14 protein-coding genes and 2 pseudogenes are annotated in these 18626 nt (G+C 66.5%); 5 read left to right on the forward strand and 11 right to left on the reverse strand.

From position 1 onward, the window contains the following. Positions 1-498 precede the first annotated feature (498 nt). Together ONR75_RS16455 and ONR75_RS16460 are read right to left on the reverse strand one after the other, a co-directional pair. Positions 499-4240 (reverse strand): annotated as a pseudogene (locus ONR75_RS16455) (vitamin B12-dependent ribonucleotide reductase). A 718-nt stretch (positions 4241-4958) separates the two neighbouring features. Then, positions 4959-5699, reverse strand: coding sequence for an SDR family oxidoreductase (locus ONR75_RS16460; RefSeq protein WP_265078221.1), 741 nt, complete (start codon positions 5697-5699; stop codon positions 4959-4961). A gap of 195 nt (positions 5700-5894) precedes the next feature. On the opposite strand from ONR75_RS16460, the gene ONR75_RS16465 reads away from it, so the two are divergent. Further along, positions 5895-6797: an AraC family transcriptional regulator gene (locus tag ONR75_RS16465; protein ID WP_265078222.1), complete on the forward strand. Its 903-nt coding sequence runs from the start codon at positions 5895-5897 to the stop codon at positions 6795-6797. Between the two features lie 116 nt (positions 6798-6913). Further along, entirely contained in the window at positions 6914-7813 is a 900-nt protein-coding gene (locus ONR75_RS16470) for a DMT family transporter (RefSeq protein WP_265078223.1), read from the forward strand. Between the two features lie 55 nt (positions 7814-7868). Here the strand turns inward: ONR75_RS16470 and ONR75_RS16475 are convergent, their stop codons facing one another. Continuing rightward, positions 7869-8402, reverse strand: a complete 534-nt coding sequence (locus ONR75_RS16475) for a BA14K family protein (protein WP_265078224.1) — start codon at positions 8400-8402, stop codon at positions 7869-7871. Positions 8403-8702: 300 nt separating this feature from the next. Between ONR75_RS16475 and ONR75_RS16480 the strand changes: the two genes are divergently transcribed. Beyond that, positions 8703-9113 carry an NADH:ubiquinone oxidoreductase subunit NDUFA12 gene (locus ONR75_RS16480; RefSeq protein ID WP_265078225.1) on the forward strand — a complete coding sequence of 137 codons (411 nt, stop codon included), beginning with the start codon at positions 8703-8705 and terminating at the stop codon, positions 9111-9113. Positions 9114-9116: 3 nt separating this feature from the next. Here the strand turns inward: ONR75_RS16480 and ONR75_RS16485 are convergent, their stop codons facing one another. Next, positions 9117-9812, reverse strand: coding sequence for a DJ-1/PfpI family protein (locus ONR75_RS16485; RefSeq protein WP_265078226.1), 696 nt, complete (start codon positions 9810-9812; stop codon positions 9117-9119). A 91-nt stretch (positions 9813-9903) separates the two neighbouring features. Between ONR75_RS16485 and ONR75_RS16490 the strand changes: the two genes are divergently transcribed. After that, positions 9904-10842: a GlxA family transcriptional regulator gene (locus tag ONR75_RS16490; protein WP_265078227.1), complete on the forward strand. Its 939-nt coding sequence runs from the start codon at positions 9904-9906 to the stop codon at positions 10840-10842. Positions 10843-10906: 64 nt separating this feature from the next. Here the strand turns inward: ONR75_RS16490 and ONR75_RS16495 are convergent, their stop codons facing one another. From ONR75_RS16495 to ONR75_RS16505, 3 genes are read right to left on the reverse strand one after another with little or no spacing between them, the layout of a single operon-like run. Further along, positions 10907-11494, reverse strand: a complete 588-nt coding sequence (locus ONR75_RS16495; protein WP_265078228.1) for a TMEM175 family protein — start codon at positions 11492-11494, stop codon at positions 10907-10909. 29 nt (positions 11495-11523) lie between these two features. Continuing rightward, positions 11524-12468: an alpha/beta hydrolase gene (locus ONR75_RS16500; RefSeq protein ID WP_265078229.1), complete on the reverse strand. Its 945-nt coding sequence runs from the start codon at positions 12466-12468 to the stop codon at positions 11524-11526. Between the two features lie 25 nt (positions 12469-12493). Beyond that, complete coding sequence (locus tag ONR75_RS16505) at positions 12494-13273, reverse strand: SDR family NAD(P)-dependent oxidoreductase (RefSeq protein ID WP_265078230.1); 780 nt, start codon at positions 13271-13273, stop codon at positions 12494-12496. Positions 13274-13531: 258 nt separating this feature from the next. Between ONR75_RS16505 and ONR75_RS16510 the strand changes: the two are divergent. Beyond that, positions 13532-14430, forward strand: a pseudogene (locus ONR75_RS16510) (DUF2155 domain-containing protein). 9 nt (positions 14431-14439) lie between these two features. On the opposite strand, the gene aat reads toward ONR75_RS16510, so the two are convergent. From aat to ONR75_RS16530, 4 genes are all read right to left on the reverse strand, one after another. Then, a complete protein-coding gene (gene aat / locus ONR75_RS16515) occupies positions 14440-15135 on the reverse strand; it encodes a leucyl/phenylalanyl-tRNA--protein transferase (protein WP_265078231.1) in 696 nt (231 codons plus the stop codon). 230 nt (positions 15136-15365) lie between these two features. Further along, the gene (gene upp / locus ONR75_RS16520; RefSeq protein WP_265083687.1) at positions 15366-15995 is read right to left on the reverse strand and encodes a uracil phosphoribosyltransferase; all 630 of its coding nucleotides are present in this window, start codon (positions 15993-15995) and stop codon (positions 15366-15368) included. Positions 15996-16011: 16 nt separating this feature from the next. Next, a complete protein-coding gene (locus tag ONR75_RS16525; RefSeq protein WP_265083688.1) occupies positions 16012-17247 on the reverse strand; it encodes a URC4/urg3 family protein in 1236 nt (411 codons plus the stop codon). Positions 17248-17266: 19 nt separating this feature from the next. Beyond that, a complete protein-coding gene (locus tag ONR75_RS16530; protein WP_265078232.1) occupies positions 17267-18523 on the reverse strand; it encodes a GTP cyclohydrolase II in 1257 nt (418 codons plus the stop codon). Positions 18524-18626: the final 103 nt, after the last annotated feature.

Here is an 18626-nt window from a genome sequence, read left to right on the forward strand (position 1 = left end):
CGCTGTCAACTTACAGTTCCAGACAGTTGCCCGCCCCCTTTAGCGCGGAGTGACGTCCGCAAAAATAGACTGAGGCAAGCCAACCGGGCGCTCGCTCACTACGGCGCTATGGGGGAGCGCGCGTCGCGAGTGGCCTCCGTGGAGTTCTGTGTCAAACAAGATCGGGCGCTACCGCTCGCTCGCCCCGGGACTGCAAAACGGGCGACGAAATAGAATCTTACCGATTCTGGAATCAGAGTTGTCTCGAGAGAGTTGTCCCCCCTTACGGGTGCGGAATCACGTCCGCTAAAAGGCACTGAGGCAAGCTCAACCGGCCGCTCGCTCGCTACGGCGCTTTGGGGTAGCGCGCTTCGCGAGCGGCCTAGCTTCAGAGATCTCAACAAAATCAATATTTTACATAGAAAACCCCGCCGTTGAGGCGGGGTTTCCTGTTTTGAGCGTCCATTTAGCTAGAGCGTCCGCCTAACTAATCGTCTAGGCGAATGCAAAGTGGCATAATTAACTGCACCCGGTAGTGGACCCACACGTATCGCACTTCATGCACGTCCCGTTGCGCACCAGCGAGAAATGTCCGCATTCGCCGCACATCTCGCCTTCGTAGCCCTTGGCTTTTGCCTCTTCGCGACGCTCGGCCTTTGACGGCTGGGCGTTCGCGGTGCCGGCCTTGCTCCAGTTTTGCACTTCCAGCTTCTCGGTGGGCGACAGCGCGCGTTCCGGCTCGGCGGTCTTCAGCGCCGTAGCGGTGCCGGACGCGCCCTGGGCGGTCGCCGCGTGGCCGGAAGCCAAAGCGGTGACGTTGCTGCCGCCGGCGGCGGTGGGTGCCGTGGCGTCGGGCGCGCGCATGACCACGAGATTGTCGGTGCGCGAGCGGGTCAGGCCCTTGGAGACGTAGCGGTTGCTGGGCTGCTCGGGGTCCTTGCCCTCGGCGACACCCTTGCCGAGCGCGTCGAACTGGCTCTCGGTGGGATCGACATGGGCGAGGTCGAAGCGCGACATGTAGGACACCGCGAGTTCGCGGAACACATAGTCGAGGATCGAGGTGGCGTACTTGATGCTGTCGTTGCCCTGCACCGGGCCCGCGGGTTCGAAGCGGGTGAAGGTGAAGGCGTCGACATATTCTTCCAGCGGCACGCCGTATTGCAGGCCGAGCGACACCGCGATGGCGAAGTTGTTGATGAAGGAGCGCAGCGCCGCGCCTTCCTTGTGCATGTCGATAAAAATCTCGCCGATGCGGCCGTCGTCATATTCGCCGGTGCGCAGGTAGACCTTGTGACCGCCGACCACTGCCTTCTGGGTATAGCCCTTGCGGCGATCCGGCATCTTCTCGCGTTCGCGCATCACTACGATGCGCTCGACCAGACGCTCCACCACCTTTTCGGAGATCTGCGCGGTGCGCGCCGCCATCGGCTTGTCGAGGTAAGCGTCGATGCCGTCCTCGTCCTCGTCGTCGTCGCTGATGAGCTGCGAGTTCAGCGGCTGCGACAGTTTCGAGCCGTCGCGGTACAGCGCGTTGGCCTTCAGCGCCAGCTTCCACGACAACAGGTAAGCCGACTTGCAGTCGTCCACCGTGGCATCGTTGGGCATGTTGATGGTCTTGGAGATGGCGCCGGAGATGAACGGCTGCGACGCCGCCATCATGCGGATGTGGCTCTCCACCGAGAGGTAGCGTTTTCCCACTTTGCCGCAGGGATTGGCGCAGTCGAACACGGCGTAGTGCTCGGCCTTGAGGTGCGGCGCGCCTTCCACGGTCATGGCGCCGCAGATGTGGACGTTGGCGGCCTCGATCTCGCGCTTGGAGAAGCCGACGGCGGCGAGCAGGTCGAAGCCGGGGGCGGCGATGGCTTCCGGCGCGATCTTCAAGGTATCGCGCAAAAAGTCCTCGCCAAAGGTCCACTTGTTGAAGGCGAACTTGATGTCGAACGCGGTCGGAAGAGCCGCTTCAACCTTGGCCAGTGCCTCGTCGGTGAAGCCTTTGGCCTTGAGGGTCGACGAGTTGATGCCCGGCGAGTTCGAGAGCGAGCCGTGGCCGACCGCATAGGCCTCGATCTCGGCGATCTCGCTCTCGCGATAGCCGAGCACGCGGAGTGCTGCGGGGACGGCGCGGTTGATGATCTTCCAGTAGCCGCCGCCGGCGAGCTTCTTGAATTTCACGAGGGCAAAATCGGGCTCGATGCCGGTGGTGTCGCAATCCATGACCAGGCCGATGGTGCCGGTGGGGGCGACCACGGTGGTCTGGGCGTTGCGGTAGCCATGGATTTCGCCGAGTTCGAGGGCGAGGTCCCAGGCAGCGCGGGCGTGGGCGACGATGTCGGCCTGCGGGCAGGATTCGCCATCGAGCGGCACCGGGTTGACGGCGAGGCCCTCATAGCCGCGGGACTCCGCATGCGCGGCGCGGCGATGGTTGCGGATCACCCGCAGCATGTGCGCGGCGTTCTTCTTGTAGCCGGGGAACGGGCCGAGTTCTTTCGCCATCTCCGCCGAGGTGGCGTAGCTGACGCCGGTCATGACGGCGGTGAGGGCGCCGCACAGCGCGCGGCCTTCCTTGGAGTCGTAGGACAGGCCCATGCTCATCAGCAGGCCGCCGATGTTGGCATAGCCGAGGCCGAGGGTGCGGTATTCGAACGACAGCTGGGCGATCTCCTTGGACGGGAACTGCGCCATGGTCACCGAGATTTCCAGCACCACGGTCCACAGCCGGCACAGATGCTCGTAGGCATCGACGTCGAAGCGGTTGGTCTCGACGTTGTGGAAGGTCAACAGGTTGGCCGAGGCCAGGTTGCAGGCGGTGTCGTCGAGGAACATGTATTCCGAGCACGGATTGCTGGCGCGGATGTCGCCCGACGCCTTGCAGGTGTGCCAGTCGTTCATGGTGGTGTTGAAGTGCAGGCCGGGATCGGCCGAGGCCCAGGCGGCGTAGCCGATCTTCTCCCAGAGGTCGCGCGCCTTCAGGGTCTTCATGACCTTGCCGTCCTTGCGGGCGATCAGGTCCCAGGTCCCATCCGTTTCCACCGCGCGCAAAAAGTCGTCCTTCAGCGAGACGGAGTTGTTGGAATTCTGGCCGGAGACGGTGAGGTAGGCCTCGCTGTCCCAGTCGGTGTCGTAGACCGGGAAGTCGATGTCCTTGTAGCCCTGCTTGGCGTACTGGATGACGCGCTTGATGACGTTGTCCTGCACCAGCGCACGGCGGGCGAGCTTGATCTCGCGGCGCAAAGCCGGGTTCTTCTCGGGATCGAAGCAGTCGTCGTTGGAGCCTTCGCAGTTGACGCAGGCCTTGAGGATCGCCTTGAGGTGCTTCTGGTTGATCTTGGAGCCGGTGACGATGGCCGCAACCTTCTGCTCCTCCTTCACCTTCCAGTCGATGTAGCTCTCGATATCCGGATGGTCGGCGTCGACCACCACCATCTTGGCGGCGCGGCGCGTGGTGCCGCCCGACTTGATGGCGCCGGCGGCGCGATCGCCGATCTTCAGGAAACTCATCAGGCCCGACGAGCGTCCGCCGCCGGACAGCTTTTCACCTTCGCCGCGTAGGCGCGAGAAGTTGGAGCCGGTGCCCGAGCCGTACTTGAACAGACGGGCCTCGCGGACCCAGAGGTCCATGATGCCGCCGTCGTTGACCAGATCGTCCTGCACGCCCTGGATGAAGCAGGCATGAGGCTGCGGATGCTCGTAGGACGACTTCGACTTGGTCAGCTTGCCGGTCTTGAAGTCGACGTAATAGTGGCCCTGGCCGGGGCCATCGATGCCATAGGCCCAGTGCAGGCCGGTGTTGAACCACTGCGGGGAATTCGGCGCGACCATCTGCTTGGCCAGCATGTAGCGCAGCTCGTCGTGGAACGCGTGCGCGTCCTCTTCCGTGGTGAAGTAGCCGCCCTTCCAGCCCCAATAGGTCCAGCAGCCGGCGAGGCGGTCGAACACCTGCTTGGACGACAGTTCGGAGACGTAGCGCTCCTTCTCGGGCAGGGTGGCCAGCGCCAGGGTGTCGGGCTCGGAGCGCCACAGCCACGACGGCACGGTCTCTTCCTCGACCTTCTTCAGGCGGGCGGCGACGCCGGCCTTGCGGAAATACTTCTGCGCCAGCACGTCGGAGGCGACCTGCGACCAGGTGTCGGGGACTTCGACGTTCTCCAGCTTGAACACCACCGAGCCGTCGGGATTGCAGAATCTCCGACGTCGTAAATCTGAAATCGATCCCGGCATAGGGTGACAGACCGTCCGTGGTGTAGCGCCGTTGAATCTGCATCGTCGTGCCCCGTCTGTGCCGGTCACCCCGTTGGGCGGCGCCGGCGGATTTCAGTTTAGCGGACCCTTGCGGGTTCGCAGCTTGGCCGGGTGGACCCGGTCCTGTTTCTCTGTGGCCATGGGAGGGCGATGGAATTCCACCGCCGGCCTGCTGCCGATCAACGCCTCACACCGCATCCCGGGCCATTGGTCCGGCTCGCATTTACGTCCAGAAGGTCGCCCGTTTTCGGGACAGAACTGCCCATGCCCCGCGACCCCTGCGGGCTGGCGGAGCGGTCAGTCTGGAACCCTTCTGGGGATCGCCCGGCGGGACAAATAACCACCCGCACCGGACCATCCAAAACTAGGCCAACTGGATCGCGCGCGTCAAGGACTAGTACGAGTTCCTGAATCAATCACTAAATATGGTGGAGGCAGGGGATAACCAAGGGGACAAGCCGCACCTCGATTGCTGCCAAGTATCAGTGAGTCCTCACGGAATCGGAAGCCGAAAATATTTCAAATTGTTCGGATCGGGGCAGCTCTGCCCGCTGTTCACAGGGCAACTTTATTTTGCTGCCGAGGGCTTGCTTTGACGAGACTCAAGCGGGCGCGCGTGATGAGCAAAAGGGAACACCCGTGCCCCTACGGGGAAGTGCAGCCGCAGGCCGCGGTCGGCGCCGGTTTCCCGGCATGATTGCCGGCCGGACGACCCCTCGGCGGCGCGAATCGGTGGCTCTTTACCCCTGCGCCGTCGGGCGGACGATGATCTCGCCGACATCGACATCGCCGGGCTGGCCGATGGCGTAGGCGATCGCCTCGGCAACGGCCGAGGCGGGGATACCCTGCTCATCCATCATTGCGGAAATTGTCGCCTTGGCCTTGGGATCGCTGATGGTGCCGGCCAGCTCGGTCCGGGTCATGCCGGGGCTGATCACGGTCACGCGCAAATCCTTGCTCTCCTGTCGCAGCCCTTCCGACAGCGCCCGCACCGCGACCTTGGTGGCGGAGTAGACCGCCATGGTGGGCACGATGCGGTGCGCGGAGGTGGAGGCGACATTGACGATGTGGCCGGCGCCTTGCTCCTTCATCACCGGCAGCACCGCGGCGACGCCATGCAGCACGCCGCGCAGGTTGACGTCGATCATCTGGTTCCAGTCGCAGACCCGCAGCTCTTCCATCATTGCCAGCGGCGCCACGCCCGCATTGTTCACCAGCACGTCGATCCGCCCATAATGCGCCTTGGCGAGCAGCACGAAGGCCCTGAAGCTGCCGAGGCGGGTGACGTCGAGTTCGTGATGCAGCGCCTCGCCGCCGGCCTGCCGGATCTCGCCGGCAATGGCCGCGATGCGTTCGAGGCGGCGGCCACCGAGCACGACGCGGTGGCCGGCTGCAGCCAGATGGCGCGCAGTGGCTTCGCCGATGCCGCTGCTGGCGCCGCTGATCAGGATGACCTTGCTGGATGATGTCGGGTTCGTCATGGGGAGCCGCCTTGGCGCTGCGGGAGCGCGCTCCCGGGCGCCGGGTTATGCGCGCGGGCGCCCCCGAAGCGTTAGCGCGATCCTGCGAGATTCATGCACGATCCTGCAAATCGCCGGCCGCACCGCTGTGCCATCGGCCGGGATCGGGTAGGGTGGTGCCGCGCGACGATATGCAAATAAGGTTCTGCACGGACGATGGCTCTCGATCCCTATAGCGAACTGGCTGATATCATTGCCCGCAGGGCAACCGGCGAGGGATCCCACGTCACCGGGATCGGCAGCCTGTCTCTGAGCCGCTGCACGGCGCCGACGCCATATCACCACGCCGCGCAATGGCCATGCTTCGGGCTGGTGGTGCAGGGCGCCAAGACCCTCGAACTCGGTGCCGAGCGTTATCGCTACGGCGTCGGCGAATACCTGGTGGTGTCGCTGGACCTGCCCGTGACATCCAAGGTGATCGAGGCCAGTTGCGATGAGCCGTTCCTCGGGCTCGGCATGGCGATCGATCCCGCGCAGCTGAAGCAGGTGCTGGCCCGCGTCCGACTGTCGCCGGCGACCGTGGCGCCGGATGCCATGCGCGGCGTCGCCGTAAACCTCGCGCCGCCCGAACTGCTCGATGCCGCGCTGCGGCTGCTCAGGCTGCTCGACCGGCCGCAGGATATCCCGGCCATGGCACCGCTGCTCGAACAGGAAATTCTCTACCGGCTGCTGACCGGGCCGTTCGGTCCGCGCCTGCTGCAGATCGCCACCGCGGAGACGCCGAGCAACCGCATCGCCCAGGCGATCGCCTGGCTGCGCGGCAATTTCATGCGGCCGCTGCGCATCGAAGACCTCGCCGACCAAGTCGGCATGAGCGTCTCCTCGCTGCATCACCATTTCAAGGCGGTCACTGCGATGACGCCGATCCAGTTTCAGAAGCAGCTGCGGTTGCACGAGGCGCGCCGGCTGATGTTCGTCGAGCAGATGGATGTGGGGACGGCGGGCTACAGCGTCGGCTACCAGAGCCCGTCGCAGTTCAGCCGCGAATACAGCCGGCTGTACGGCCAGTCGCCGCTGCGCGACGTCAGCGCCGCTCGCATGCAGATGGCGGCGGAGTAGCGCGGGCAGGCGTTCATGATGGGCGTTGCCGGCGCGTGGTGTGGGACATTCGTCATTGCCAAGTGATAGGTATAAACCGTCACGACGTCGCCGCCGACCCCGTCCAACCGGTCCCCATGACAGTCTCAACTCCGTCCGCCGCGCGTACGCGCATTGCGCCCATCGGCCTGCTGTTTCTTGCCATTACCTCGATCGCCTGGGGCCTGAACTGGCCGGTGATGAAATTCCTGCTGGGCGAACTGCCGCCGCTGACGACCCGGGGCTTCACCGGAGTGGTCGGCGCGATGTTGCTGGCAGGGCTGGCCGTGGCGCGCGGCGACAGTTTGCGCGTCCCGCGCCAGGCATGGGCGCCTCTCGTGGTGCTGGCGTTGCTCAATGTCTCCGGCTGGTCGGCGCTGATCGGCGTGTCCCTGTTGTGGTTGTCGGGCGGCGAGGCGGCCGTGCTTGCTTGCACCATGCCCGTGCTGGCGTCGCTGCTGGCCTGGTGGATCCTGGGCGAGCGGATGTCGCTGCGGCGGATGCTGGCGATGCTGATGGCCTTTGCCGGTATCGTCGCGCTGATGGGCGGCGTCGGCATCTCGGCCAGCCTGCAGAAGCTTCCCGGCGTCGCGCTGGCGCTGCTCGGCGCGTTCGGCTTCGCGCTCGGCACCGTGCTGGCGAAGCGCTTCAAACTCGCATTGCCGCTGCTGAGCTCGTCGGCGTGGCAGATCGGCATCGGTTGCCTGCCGGTGTCGCTGCTCGGCATGACGTTGGAGACCGCGCATTTCTCGACCCTGTCATGGGGCATCTGGGCGCTGCTCGGCTATGTCGTGGCGGTGCCGTTATGTGCCGCCTATGTCTGCTGGTTCGCGGCGGTGAAAATGTTGCCGGCATCGGTAGCGGCCATCGGTACCATGGCGGTGCCGGTCATCGGCGTCGTCGGCTCGGCCATTGCACTGCATGAGCCGCTCGGCATCGGAAAAATCGCCGCGCTGCTGTTCACGCTGGCCGGCGTCGCGCTGGCAACGCGCGCGTAGAAACCTAGAAAGGACGGCGCCGGGCGCCGTCCTTTCCGATCGGGTAGAGGGTCGGTTACGGGCAGGCGTGCCGCAAACCGTCATAACCGAGATAGGTCCCGGTGCGCGGGTTGTAGGACTTGTAGGTTTGCATGCAGTAGGCGACGTCGTCGCCACCGCTCGGCGCGACCTCAACCACTTCGCCACCATCGTCATAGGGGCCGCCGTAATAGGGGCCGTTGCCATAATAGCTGTAGCTGTTGCCATAATAGCCACCGGGAGCGGCCAGCGCCCCGCCGATAATGCCACCAGCGATCAGGCCCGGCACAAAGCCACCTCCGCCGCCGCGATGATGCCAGCCACCGCCGCCATAGCCGCCACCGTATCGCGGCCCGCCGCCGCCGTTAAAGCGCGGGCCACCGCCTCCGCCGTGGAACTGGGGGCCGCCGCCGCCGCCCATGCGCGGACCACCGCCGCCACCTCCGACGCGCGGACCGCCACCGCCAGCAACGGCGCCGCCTTTATCGACCTGCGCGAAGCTCGCGGTCGGGGTCAGGGCGGGAATGGCAAGCGCCATGACGGCTACTGCACTCAACAGTTTCAAATTCATCGTCGTCGGCTCCATCTGCGGGACATCCCCATCATCTAACCGTCTTGCGGCGGGCGGGTTCCCAAGAAAGCATCCTGTTCGCGTTTCGCAGGCTGACAGGTGCCAAATGTATGCGGGATGAACGGCTCGCCACCGCTCCGCGACAGGATGTCGCCAAACAGCTATGGCCGGAGTGCCGCCGTTGCGAGGCCGGTCACGCCGAGTTGCGAGCGCAAAACTGGGCCGCCAGCGGTCGCAAAACTGGACAATTGCCGCCGCCGATGGCATCAACAGCCAAGCATTCTCGAACCGGCGCGGCCTATGAAACTGTTTTGGCTGAAATTTTTCACCTGGTGGAGCGGCCAGACCTTCGGCACGCAATTGTGGACCTGGCGTTTCGGCGAGCTGGTCGGCACAGACGAGACCGGCAACACCTATTACCGCACCAAAGGCGGCAAGATCGACCCGACGCTCGGCTTCGAGCGGCGCTGGGTGGTCTATAACGGGTATGCCGAGGCCTCCAAGGTGCCGCCGTCATGGCACGGCTGGCTGCACCACACCGTCGACGTGGCGCCCACCGAAGAGAGCTACACGCCGCGCGAATGGCAGAAGCCGCATCAGCCCAACCTGACCGGCACCCCCGCCGCCTATCGGCCGTCCGGCTCGACGCTGGCCAGCGGCCGCCGCCCCAAGGCCACCGGCGACTACCAGCCCTGGACCCCCGGCCAGTAAGCCTTACGCCGCCTGTGAACCGAGCCGCGCCGCGGCGCGCTGCACGGCCTCGCTGCGGCGTTGCCTGGCGCCGGCCATGCGGCCGGTCACCAGTGCCAGCACCTCTGGCGGCGCGATGTCCGGCGATCCCGCGCTGAACGGCGGCGTCGGGTTGTATTCCAGCGCCAGCTGGATTGCCTCAGCGGTGGTGCGGTCGGCCAGAATCGAAACCAGAGTCAGCGCGAAATCGATGCCCGCCGTGACCCCGCCGCCGCTGATGCGGTTGCGGTCGACGCAGACCCGCGTCGCCGTGGGAATGGCGCCGAATGCCGCCAGAAACTCCAGCGCCGACCAGTGCGTGGTGGACCGGTAGCCCTGCAGCAGGCCGGCCGCGCCAAGCACCAGCGCGCCGGTGCACACCGAGGTGATGTAGCGCGCGCCTGCGGCCTGGCGGCGCAGGAAGGCCAGCGTTGCCGCGTCATTGGCCATGTCGTCGCTGCCGGCCCCGCCGGGCACGCAGATCACGTCGAGCTGGGGACAGTCATCGAAGGTCACTGTCGGCAGTAGCGCCAGTACGGTGTCGCTCGAGACGGGTTCGATGCGCTTCCAGATCAGGTGCACGGTGGCGCCGGGCAGCCGGGTGAACACCTGCAGCGGGCCGGTGAGATCGAGCTGGGTCACCTGTGGAAACACCAGCAGGCCGATGTGAAGGGTGGACATGGCGAGGCTCCGAACGGTTGTTGACGGCGCTAGCGTGGCATGGTCACCTCGTGTCTGAAATGTCTAACTTCCCTCGTTAACGGACATAACGATGATCGGCATTGTGGTGTTTCCCGAGTTCCAGCTGCTCGATGCCGCAGGCCCGATCTCGGCGTTCGAGATTGCCGGCCGCATCAGCGGTGTGCCGGCAACGATCAGGGTGCTGGCGGAGACGCCGGGCGAGGTGCGCAGCTCGTCGGGCGTCGCCCTGATGGCGCGGAGCCTCCGCTCGACCGCGGCGCTGCGCACGCTGCTCGTGGTCGGGGGCGCCGGCGTTCGCACCGCCGCCGCATCTCGACGCTTGCAGGGCTTCATCCGCGCCGCGGCCCGCCGCGGCGTCCGCATCGCCAGCGTCTGTTCGGGCGCCTATGTCCTGGCGGAAGCGGGCCTGCTCGATGGCCGCCGCGCCACCACGCACTGGCGGCACACGGCGCATTTTTGTGCGGCCTATCCCAAGGTGCGATTGGAGCCCGACCAGATCTACACCCGTGACGGCGAGACGTGGACGTCGGCCGGCATCAGTGCCGGCATCGACCTGGCGCTGGCGATGATTGCGGAGGACAACGGCGAGGCGGTGGCGCAGGCGACGGCGCAGCAGCTGGTATTGTATCAGCGCCGCAGCGGCGGTCAGTCGCAGTTCTCGGCGCTACTCGAGTTGAAGACGCCGTCCGGCCGCTTCGCCCCGTTGCTGGCCTGGGCGCGCGAGCATCTGCCGCAGCCGCTCACGGTCGAGCGGCTGGCAGAGCAGGCCGGCATGAGCGCGCGGCATTTTTCCCGCGCCTTCATCGCCGAGACCGGCACCACGCCGGCCAAGGCGGTGGAGCGGCTGCGCATCGAGGTGGCGCGCGAGCGCGTGCAGTCGTCCAGCGAGGCGATCGAAGGGGTGGCGCACGCCACCGGCTTCGGCGACCCCGAGCGGATGCGCCGCGCCTTCATCCGCAGCTTCGGCCAGCCGCCGCAGGCGCTGCGGCGGGCGGCACGGATCAACTGAGGCGCGGGGCTGCGGATGACCTGCGTGGTCACCGGCGTCTCACGAAGGCGATGAGAGCCGCCGTTCAGGCCTCGCGCCGACGCCGGCTGAAATAGCCGAGCAGCGGTGCGGCAAACGCCAAGGACCAGAAGTAGGGCGCCCATGCCGGGGCAACGACAGCGGTGGCGGTGCCGAGCAGAAAAACCACGACCGGCAAAAATGCCCCCGCCAGGGTGTCGAAGTGGCGCTGCCCGCGCAGCGCCAGCAGCCACAACACCGCATTGAGGGCCGCGATCACGGTGAGATGCAGTCCGTAGAGCACGGCGACCACGGTGCTATCGCGCAGATTGCCGTACAGTCCGTTGGTGGCTGGCAGCACGATGATCGACAGCAGGAATAGCAGGTTGAGAAACACCACGCCGCGGCCGGCCTGCGGCGCCATGGCGAGGCGGCGCTGGTGGCTGAACCAGAACACGCCGGCGATGATGAAGCTGAGCATCAGCGGCACGACGTGTGGCGCGTAGGTGCGGGCTAGCTCGGTCCAGTCCGGGGCGGCGCTGAGCCCGGACGCCTTCGGCAGGTTGTAGGCGAGCAGCGTCATGGCGACGCCGAAGATGGTGTTGCTCAGCGCCTCCAGCCGTCGCATTTCGAACAGATCATCGGGCGCCGGCATGGTTTTCCTCGAATCCCTGGGTCCGTAGCCTAGCCGAGCGCCTTCAGCCATGCACCGATATCGTGCAGCGCGTCGTTGGCCCGCGGCAGGATCTTGCCCATGGTGATGAAGCCGTGAAACTGGCCGGGATAGGTCTTGTTGCTGACGGCGACGCCGGCGTCCCGGAGACGGTCGGCATATTCGTCGCCTTCGTCGCGCAACGGATCGGCGCCGGCGGTGATCACATAGGCCGGCGGCAGGCCGGCGAGATCGTCGACGCGGGCCGGCGACGCCCGCCAGTTGTCGACGTCGGCGGCGCCGTTCAGATAGTGATCACGAAACCAGCGGATCACATTGTGCGTCAGCAGGCAGTCGGTCTCCGGCTCGCTGTGCGATGGATGCGTCATGCGGAAGTCGGTGGCCGGATAGATCAGCAGCTGGCCGGCGAGCTTCGGCCCGTGTTGGCGCGCGTCGATGGCGACGATGGCGGCGAGATTGCCGCCGGCGCTGTCGCCTCCGACCACGATCCTGTTGGCGTCGATGTTCAGCGCCACCGCGTTGTCGGCGATCCAGCGCGTGGCGGCGAGGGCGTCGTCGATGGCGGCGGGAAATTTGTGTTCGGGAGCGAGGCGGTAGTCCACCGCGATCACGATCATCTCGCCTTCCGCCGCGAGGGTGCGGCAGACCACGTCATGGGAGTCGAGATCGCCAATCACCCAGCCGCCGCCATGAAAGAACACCAGACACGGCGCCATGCCATCGGCCTTGCGCAGGGTGAGCGGTGTGTAGATGCGCACCGGAATGGCGCCGGCCGGGCCGGGCACGGTCATGGCATGCACAGAGGCGAGCGGCGGCGGCGCGGGATTGGCGACCTCGCGGGCCTTCAGGTACCACTCCCGCGCCTCGGCCGGCGTCAGAGTTTCGTAGGGCGGCCGGCCGGCCGCGCGAAGGGCGGCGAGCACGGCGGCGGCATCGGGATCGAGAACGACGGGCATGGACTGACCTGTTGTTGTTGGTTGATTACGAGGCGGTGCGGCCGCCATCCACCGTATAGGCGGCGCCGGTGACATAACTTGCGTCGTCGGAGGCCAGGAAGGCAACGACCGGCGCTACCTCGGCGGCGAGGCCAAGCCGCCGAGCCGGGGTGCGGTCGACCACGCGCTCCAACGGCACCGGGGTCGGGCCGGGGTTGCGGCCGTCGATGATGGCGCTGAGCATGCGGCTGTCGATCAGGCCGGGGCATACGCAGTTGACGCGCACCTTGGTGCCGCTGCATTCGAGCGCGGCGTTCTTGGTCATGCCGATCACCGCATGCTTGCTGGCGGTGTAGGCGATGATGTCGGGCGAACCCATGATGCCGGCGATCGACGCGGTGTTGATGATCGAGCCGGAATTCTGTTTCAGCATCACCGGCAGCACATGCTTCATGCCGAGGAACACGCCGACGACGTTGACCTCCAGCACGCGGCGGAAATTCTCCACCGAGGCGTCGACGATCGGTCCGATCTCGCCCTCGATGCCGGCATTGTTGAAGAACACGTCGATCCGGCTGAACTTGGCCATGGCGTGCTTCACATAGCCGGCGACGTCCTCCTCGCGGCTGACGTCGGCGACGATGGCCAGGGTCTCGGCATGGGCGGGAAGGCCCTGGACCGCATGCTTGAGCTTGTCCGCGTCGCGGTCGACTGCGACGATGCAAGCGCCGCGGCGCGCCAGCAGCCGGATGGTTTCGGTTCCGATGACGCCTGCGGCGCCGGTGACCACCGCGATCCTGCCGTCCAGACGAATGCTGTCGACCATGTCCTGCTTCTCCCTGCGCGTCCGGTTGCTCCGGATCGACGGCGCGGCGTCGCATGCTGCGCGCCGGTGCCCTGGGACGGACTATTCCATGGCGGCGGCGGCGTGGCCAGTCGCCGGCGCGCAGGGGCCGCGGCCGGCCGGCGTCATGCCCTTTCGCCGCCGCAATCGGCGTGTTAACCGGAGCTATTGCGAGCGGCCGCAGCAGTACGCAGCAGTTACAATGTCGCGCCCCTGATTCGTCGATTGAAGCCGCACCAGATGTTCCGAACCCTGACCCTCGCTGGTTTTGCGGCCCTGATGGCCGCCTCCACCCTGTCGTTCGTGCCGCCGGCGCGGGCGCAGTTCGGCACGCTGTTCGGCGATCCCGCGCCGCGCCCGCCCGGCAACGTGCCGCGCGGAAATCCGCCGCCGCAGTTCGACGACGAGGAAGAAGTGCCCGAGCTGCCGCAGGGCCGTTTGCTGCCGACCCGGCCGGGGCCAGGGCAGGGCGTGCCGCCGCCCGGCGCCGTGCAGACACAGCCGCTGGCGCCGCCGCCGGCCACCACCGTGATTCCGCAGAACCCGCCCGGTGGCGCTGCACCGCCGAGCATTGCTGTCGCGCCGCCGACTCCGGCGCCCCCGGGCCAGCGCCAGCCGCCGAAGGTGGCTCCGCCGACGGCGGCCACCCTGCAGCCCGGCGACGAGGTGGTCGCGGAGCCGCCGGCGCAGAAGATCGTCAACAAGAAGGCGAGCTTCTCCGGCCTCGACAAGATCACCGGCCGCATCATCAATTTCGACGCCGACATCGGCGAGACCGTGCAGTTCGGCGCGCTGCGGGTGAAGACCGACGCCTGCTACACCCGCCCGGCCACCGAGGCCGCCAACACCGACGCCTTCGTCGAGGTCGACGAAATCACTTTGCAGGGGAAGTGAAGCGGATCTTCTCGGGCTGGATGTTCGCCGCCAGTCCCGGCCTGCACGGCGTCGAGCATCCGATCTACGACATCTGGCTGACCGACTGCAAAGGCCCGGAGGCCACCGTCGCCACCGCGGCGCCCGAGGCGCCGAAGCCGCCCGCGCCGCAGAAGCGCGTCGCGCCCAAGCAGCCGCCCCGTCCGCCCTCGGCGGCGCAGCAGGTGCAGCCGATCCAGCCAGCCCCGCTGCCGGGCTTCCGGTAACAGGCTGTCTCAGCCCTGGGCTTGTCTGCTCTCGCGTGCGGTGATGATCTCCAGCGCCTTGGCGCCGGTGACCGGATGATCCATCGGCAGCACGGCGAAGTCGGCGCCGGCGACCAGCGCGGCATCGAGCAGCGTGCGATAGCGCCGCCGCGGGACTTCGATGGCGCCGAAGCTGCGCAGGTGATCCGTCACATATTGGGTGTCGAGCAGTGCAAAATTTCCGGCGATCAGCCGCGCCACCAGATGCACCAGCCCGACCTTCGACGCGTCGCGGGCGCGGTGGAACATGCTCTCGCCGAAGAACGCGCGACCGAGGCTGACGCCGTACAGCCCGCCGGCGAGATCGCCGTCCTGCCAGACCTCGACGCTGTGGGCGTGCCCCATCTCGTAAAGCCCGGTGTAAAGTTCGCGGATCCGCTTGTTGATCCAGGTGTCGTCGCGGCCGGGCGAGGGCGCGGCACAGCCGTCGATCACCCGGGTGAAGGCGGTATCGACGGTGACCGTGAAGGCGTCCGAGCGCACCGTGCGGGCGAGCCGCGAACTGATGCGAAAGCCGTCGAGCGGGATCAGGCCGCGCTGCTCCGGCTCGACCCAGAACAAAGTGGGGTCGTCGACGCTTTCGGCCATCGGGAAGATGCCGCAGGCATAGGCGCGCAGCAGCACTTCGGGGGTGATTTCGGACGAAGCGGAATCGCGGGACGTCATCGCGGGACGTTAGCAGGGTGGCGCGCGAGAGGCGATGGAAAGCAAGGACAGCGCTGTCACGTTTCCCGGACGCGGTGCGGCCTTGCGATGCGAAGCATCGCTGGCTTTGTGCCGTTCCGCAGATCCGGTATCCCCGGTTTCTTTTCGCGCCAATCGGGCCCCCGGATCAGCAGCGCACCACGCCCCGAGAGGGGCGCGTTGCGCAGCATCCGGGGAACGAGCCCAATCGCCTATTTCGTTCCGTACGAACGGTCGCCGGCGTCGCCGAGGCCGGGGACGATGTAAGCGTGCTCGTTGAGATGATCGTCCACCGCGGCGGTCCAGATCGGCACGTCGGGATGCGCGCCGCGCAGCCGCTCTATGCCTTCAGGCGAGGCCAGCAGGCAGACGAAGCGGATATCCTTGGCGCCGCGTTCCTTGATGCGGTCGATCGCCGCAACGGCGGTGTTGGCGGTGGCCAGCATGGGATCGATCACGATCACCAGCCGCTCGTCGAGATTGCCGGGCGCCTTGAAGAAATACTCCACCGCCACAAAGGTCTCGGGATCGCGGTACAGGCCGATATGGGCGATGCGCGCCGACGGCACGAGGTCGATCATGCCTTCGACGAAGGACAGGCCGGCGCGCAGGATCGGCGCGAACACCAGTTTCTTGCCGGCGATTTCCTTGCCGATCATCTTTGTGATGGGAGTTTCGATTTCCACGTCGGTGAGCGGCAGGTCGCGCGTCACCTCGTAGCACAGCAGCATGCCGATCTCGTTCAGCAGCTCGCGAAATCCCTTGGTCGAGCGGGTCTTGTCGCGGATCAGCGTCAGCTTGTGCTGCACCAGCGGGTGGGTAACGATATTGACGCCGTCCATCATTGCTCTTTCCGTTTCAGAATACAGTGCCGTCGCTGATCACCTTGATCGGCGGCGAGGAGTCCGTGCGACGCTGGCGCGCCAGCACGCGCCCGGCGGCCCAGCTGCCGCCTTCCAGTATCTTCGCCAGCGGCAGCGAGGTCGAGTCAAGCTGCAGCTTCTGTCGCACGCCTTCCGCGAGCCGGTCGAGCAGCGCCACGGTCAGCGCGCGCCATTCGACGACCAGCGTCGACGACACATCGTGCTCGCGCGCTTCGTCGCTCGGGTCGCGAAAGTTGAGGACGCCGATATCGACGAACAGGCCGCCGTTGCGGTATTCGGCGAGGCCGGTGAGGCCATCGATGTTGGTGACGTCGACGCCTGCGGTCTGCAGCGGCTCGATCAGCGAATAGGACAGCCACTGCGACAGCTTGTGCAGCGGCATCAATTCCGAGGTCGCGTCGTCGGATGTCAGCGCCGGATGCTTCCAGCAATCGCCGAGCGCGATACCGCCGAGCGTCAGCCGCGACGGCCAGATCGGGCCGAGGCGCTGCAGCAGCACCGAGAGGATGGTCGGCGCCGGCAGCTTTCCCTGATGCGAGAACATCACGAGCTGATCGAACAGCCCGCCCGGCCGCGGCGTGTCATGCATGCCGAACACATCGGGCTTTGACGCCACCAGCGCGCCGAGCCGGCGCAGCAGGTCGGCTCGGCCCTCCAGGCCGACCAGCGGATTGGCGTCCGAGACCTGCATGCCGCGGGCGAGATCGGCAACGTCGAGTTTTGCCAGCACGGCTGCATCGACGCGCAACGGCTGCTGCGGATCGGCCGAAAATGCGCCGTCGCAGAACATCGCGAGGCTGGCTAGGCCCAGTCCCTCGGAGCGGCCGATCTTGTCGCCGGTCTTCGGGTCGGTGTAGCGCCATGCCGGTCCGGCGCCGGCGTCGAGAAACACGCTGACGATGGCGAGGTCGAACTCGGCGCGTGCGCGGGCGGCGCTGTCTTTCCATGCAGTGGCGTCAGCCAGCGTCGCCCAGCGGTTGTCGCCCTTGCTGACGAAGTGTCGCCAGCGCGAATGGAAGGGCACGTCGAGGGAGGGATAGGCCGCGCGGGTGGTGTCCAGCACGAGATCGACGGCCGCATCCATGCGGCCGAGATCGATGCGGAAGTGTTGCAGTCCGTCGTCGAGCCCGATCGCCAGCAGGCGATGGGCGCGTTCACGGACGGCGCGGGCCGACAGCAGTGACAAGGCGGCCGAGGTATCGGGATTCAATGAGTTCACCGCTGCGCTCTCAATACTTCTCGAGCGAACGGCCGACCGAATCCGAAAGGTCCTGCGGCGTCACCGGCTCCGGCGAATAGTAACCGGCGGCCTTCTTGGCGGTCATTTCCACATGGGCGTCGGCCGGGATCATGTCGTCCGGAATCGAGACGCGCTCGACGATTTCCACGCGCTGGCTGGTCAGCGCGTCGTGCTTCATGTCGCTCATGGAGATGAAGCGATCGATGCGCTTGAGGCCGAGCCAGTGGATCACATCCGGCATCAACTGCTGGAAGCGGGCGTCCTGCACGCCGGCGACGCATTCGGTGCGCTCGAAGTATTGAGCTGCGGCATCGCCGCCTTCCTGCCGCTTGCGCGCATTGTAGACCAGAAACTTGGTGACCTCGCCGAGCGCGCGGCCTTCCTTGCGGTTGTAGATGATGATGCCGAGGCCGCCGTTCTGGCCGGCCTTGGCGCATTCTTCGATGCCGTGGATCAGATAGGGCCGGCAGGTGCAGATGTCGGAGCCGAACACGTCGGAGCCGTTGCACTCGTCATGGACGCGGCAGGTGATCGACGTGGTGTGGTCCGGCAGCTTGGTGACGTCGCCGAACAGGTAGGCGGTGATGCCGCCGATCGGCGGCAGGAACACCTGCAGGTCGGGGCGCGTCACCAGTTCGGGAAACATGCCCGCAGTCTGTTCGAACAGCTGGCGGCGCAGGTTGTTTTCGGTGGTGCCGAAGCGCGCGGCGAGGCCCGGCAGGTGCCAGACCGGATCGATGGCGATCTTCACCACCGAGACGCTGCCGTTCTTGTGCACGACCTCGCCATCCTGCTTCAGCCGGCCGGCGGCGATGGCGCCCTGCAGTTCGATCAGGTCGAGCCGGGCACGGGTGATGGCGATGCTCGGGCGAATGTCGATGCCTTCGGCGATTTCCTTGGCGAAGTTATCGCCGACCAGATGCCCCCAGGGATCGAGCGAAACGATCTTCTGCGGATCGATCCACTGCTCGAACGGGCCGACGGTGGCGGCGGGGTGGGTGTTGGTGAGGTCGGGCCGGCGGATCGGATCGAGCGCGCCGGAGGACACGGCCAAGGCGCGGTACACCGAATAGGAGCCGCCGTGGGTGCCGATGACGTTGCGGTCCGCGGGCCGCGATACGGTGCCTATGACCGGCCCGCGTTCGCGCGCGGTTGCAGCACCCCAGTGGATCGGAAAGTCGTGTTTGGCGCCTGGCGCAGGATGCGAGGTCAGCCGGATATGATCGAGACGGTTCGAGCGCGTCATCGCAAAGGCCCCTAAAATGGCAACGGCCCGCCTAAAAGACGGGCCCGGTTGCCAAGGAAGCAACGAATAATACCCAACTCGCGAATGATTGCAACAGGCAGTA

The sequence above is a fragment of the Rhodopseudomonas sp. P2A-2r genome, assembly GCF_026015985.1.
Lineage (GTDB): Bacteria > Pseudomonadota > Alphaproteobacteria > Rhizobiales > Xanthobacteraceae > Tardiphaga.

Bases quoted from the DNA above. Each gene is read 5' to 3' on its own strand.
- ONR75_RS16460 (WP_265078221.1), bottom strand. From the start codon at position 5,699: ATGACGAACCCGACATCATCCAGCAAGGTCATCCTGATCAGCGGCGCC.
- ONR75_RS16465 (WP_265078222.1), top strand. From the start codon at position 5,895: ATGGCTCTCGATCCCTATAGCGAACTGGCTGATATCATTGCCCGCAGG.
- ONR75_RS16470 (WP_265078223.1), top strand. From the start codon at position 6,914: ATGACAGTCTCAACTCCGTCCGCCGCGCGTACGCGCATTGCGCCCATC.
- ONR75_RS16475 (WP_265078224.1), bottom strand. From the start codon at position 8,402: ATGAATTTGAAACTGTTGAGTGCAGTAGCCGTCATGGCGCTTGCCATT.
- ONR75_RS16480 (WP_265078225.1), top strand. From the start codon at position 8,703: ATGAAACTGTTTTGGCTGAAATTTTTCACCTGGTGGAGCGGCCAGACC.
- ONR75_RS16485 (WP_265078226.1), bottom strand. From the start codon at position 9,812: ATGTCCACCCTTCACATCGGCCTGCTGGTGTTTCCACAGGTGACCCAG.
- ONR75_RS16490 (WP_265078227.1), top strand. From the start codon at position 9,904: ATGATCGGCATTGTGGTGTTTCCCGAGTTCCAGCTGCTCGATGCCGCA.
- ONR75_RS16495 (WP_265078228.1), bottom strand. From the start codon at position 11,494: ATGCCGGCGCCCGATGATCTGTTCGAAATGCGACGGCTGGAGGCGCTG.
- ONR75_RS16500 (WP_265078229.1), bottom strand. From the start codon at position 12,468: ATGCCCGTCGTTCTCGATCCCGATGCCGCCGCCGTGCTCGCCGCCCTT.
- ONR75_RS16505 (WP_265078230.1), bottom strand. From the start codon at position 13,273: ATGGTCGACAGCATTCGTCTGGACGGCAGGATCGCGGTGGTCACCGGC.
- aat (WP_265078231.1), bottom strand. From the start codon at position 15,135: ATGACGTCCCGCGATTCCGCTTCGTCCGAAATCACCCCCGAAGTGCTG.
- upp (WP_265083687.1), bottom strand. From the start codon at position 15,995: ATGGACGGCGTCAATATCGTTACCCACCCGCTGGTGCAGCACAAGCTG.
- ONR75_RS16530 (WP_265078232.1), bottom strand. From the start codon at position 18,523: ATGACGCGCTCGAACCGTCTCGATCATATCCGGCTGACCTCGCATCCT.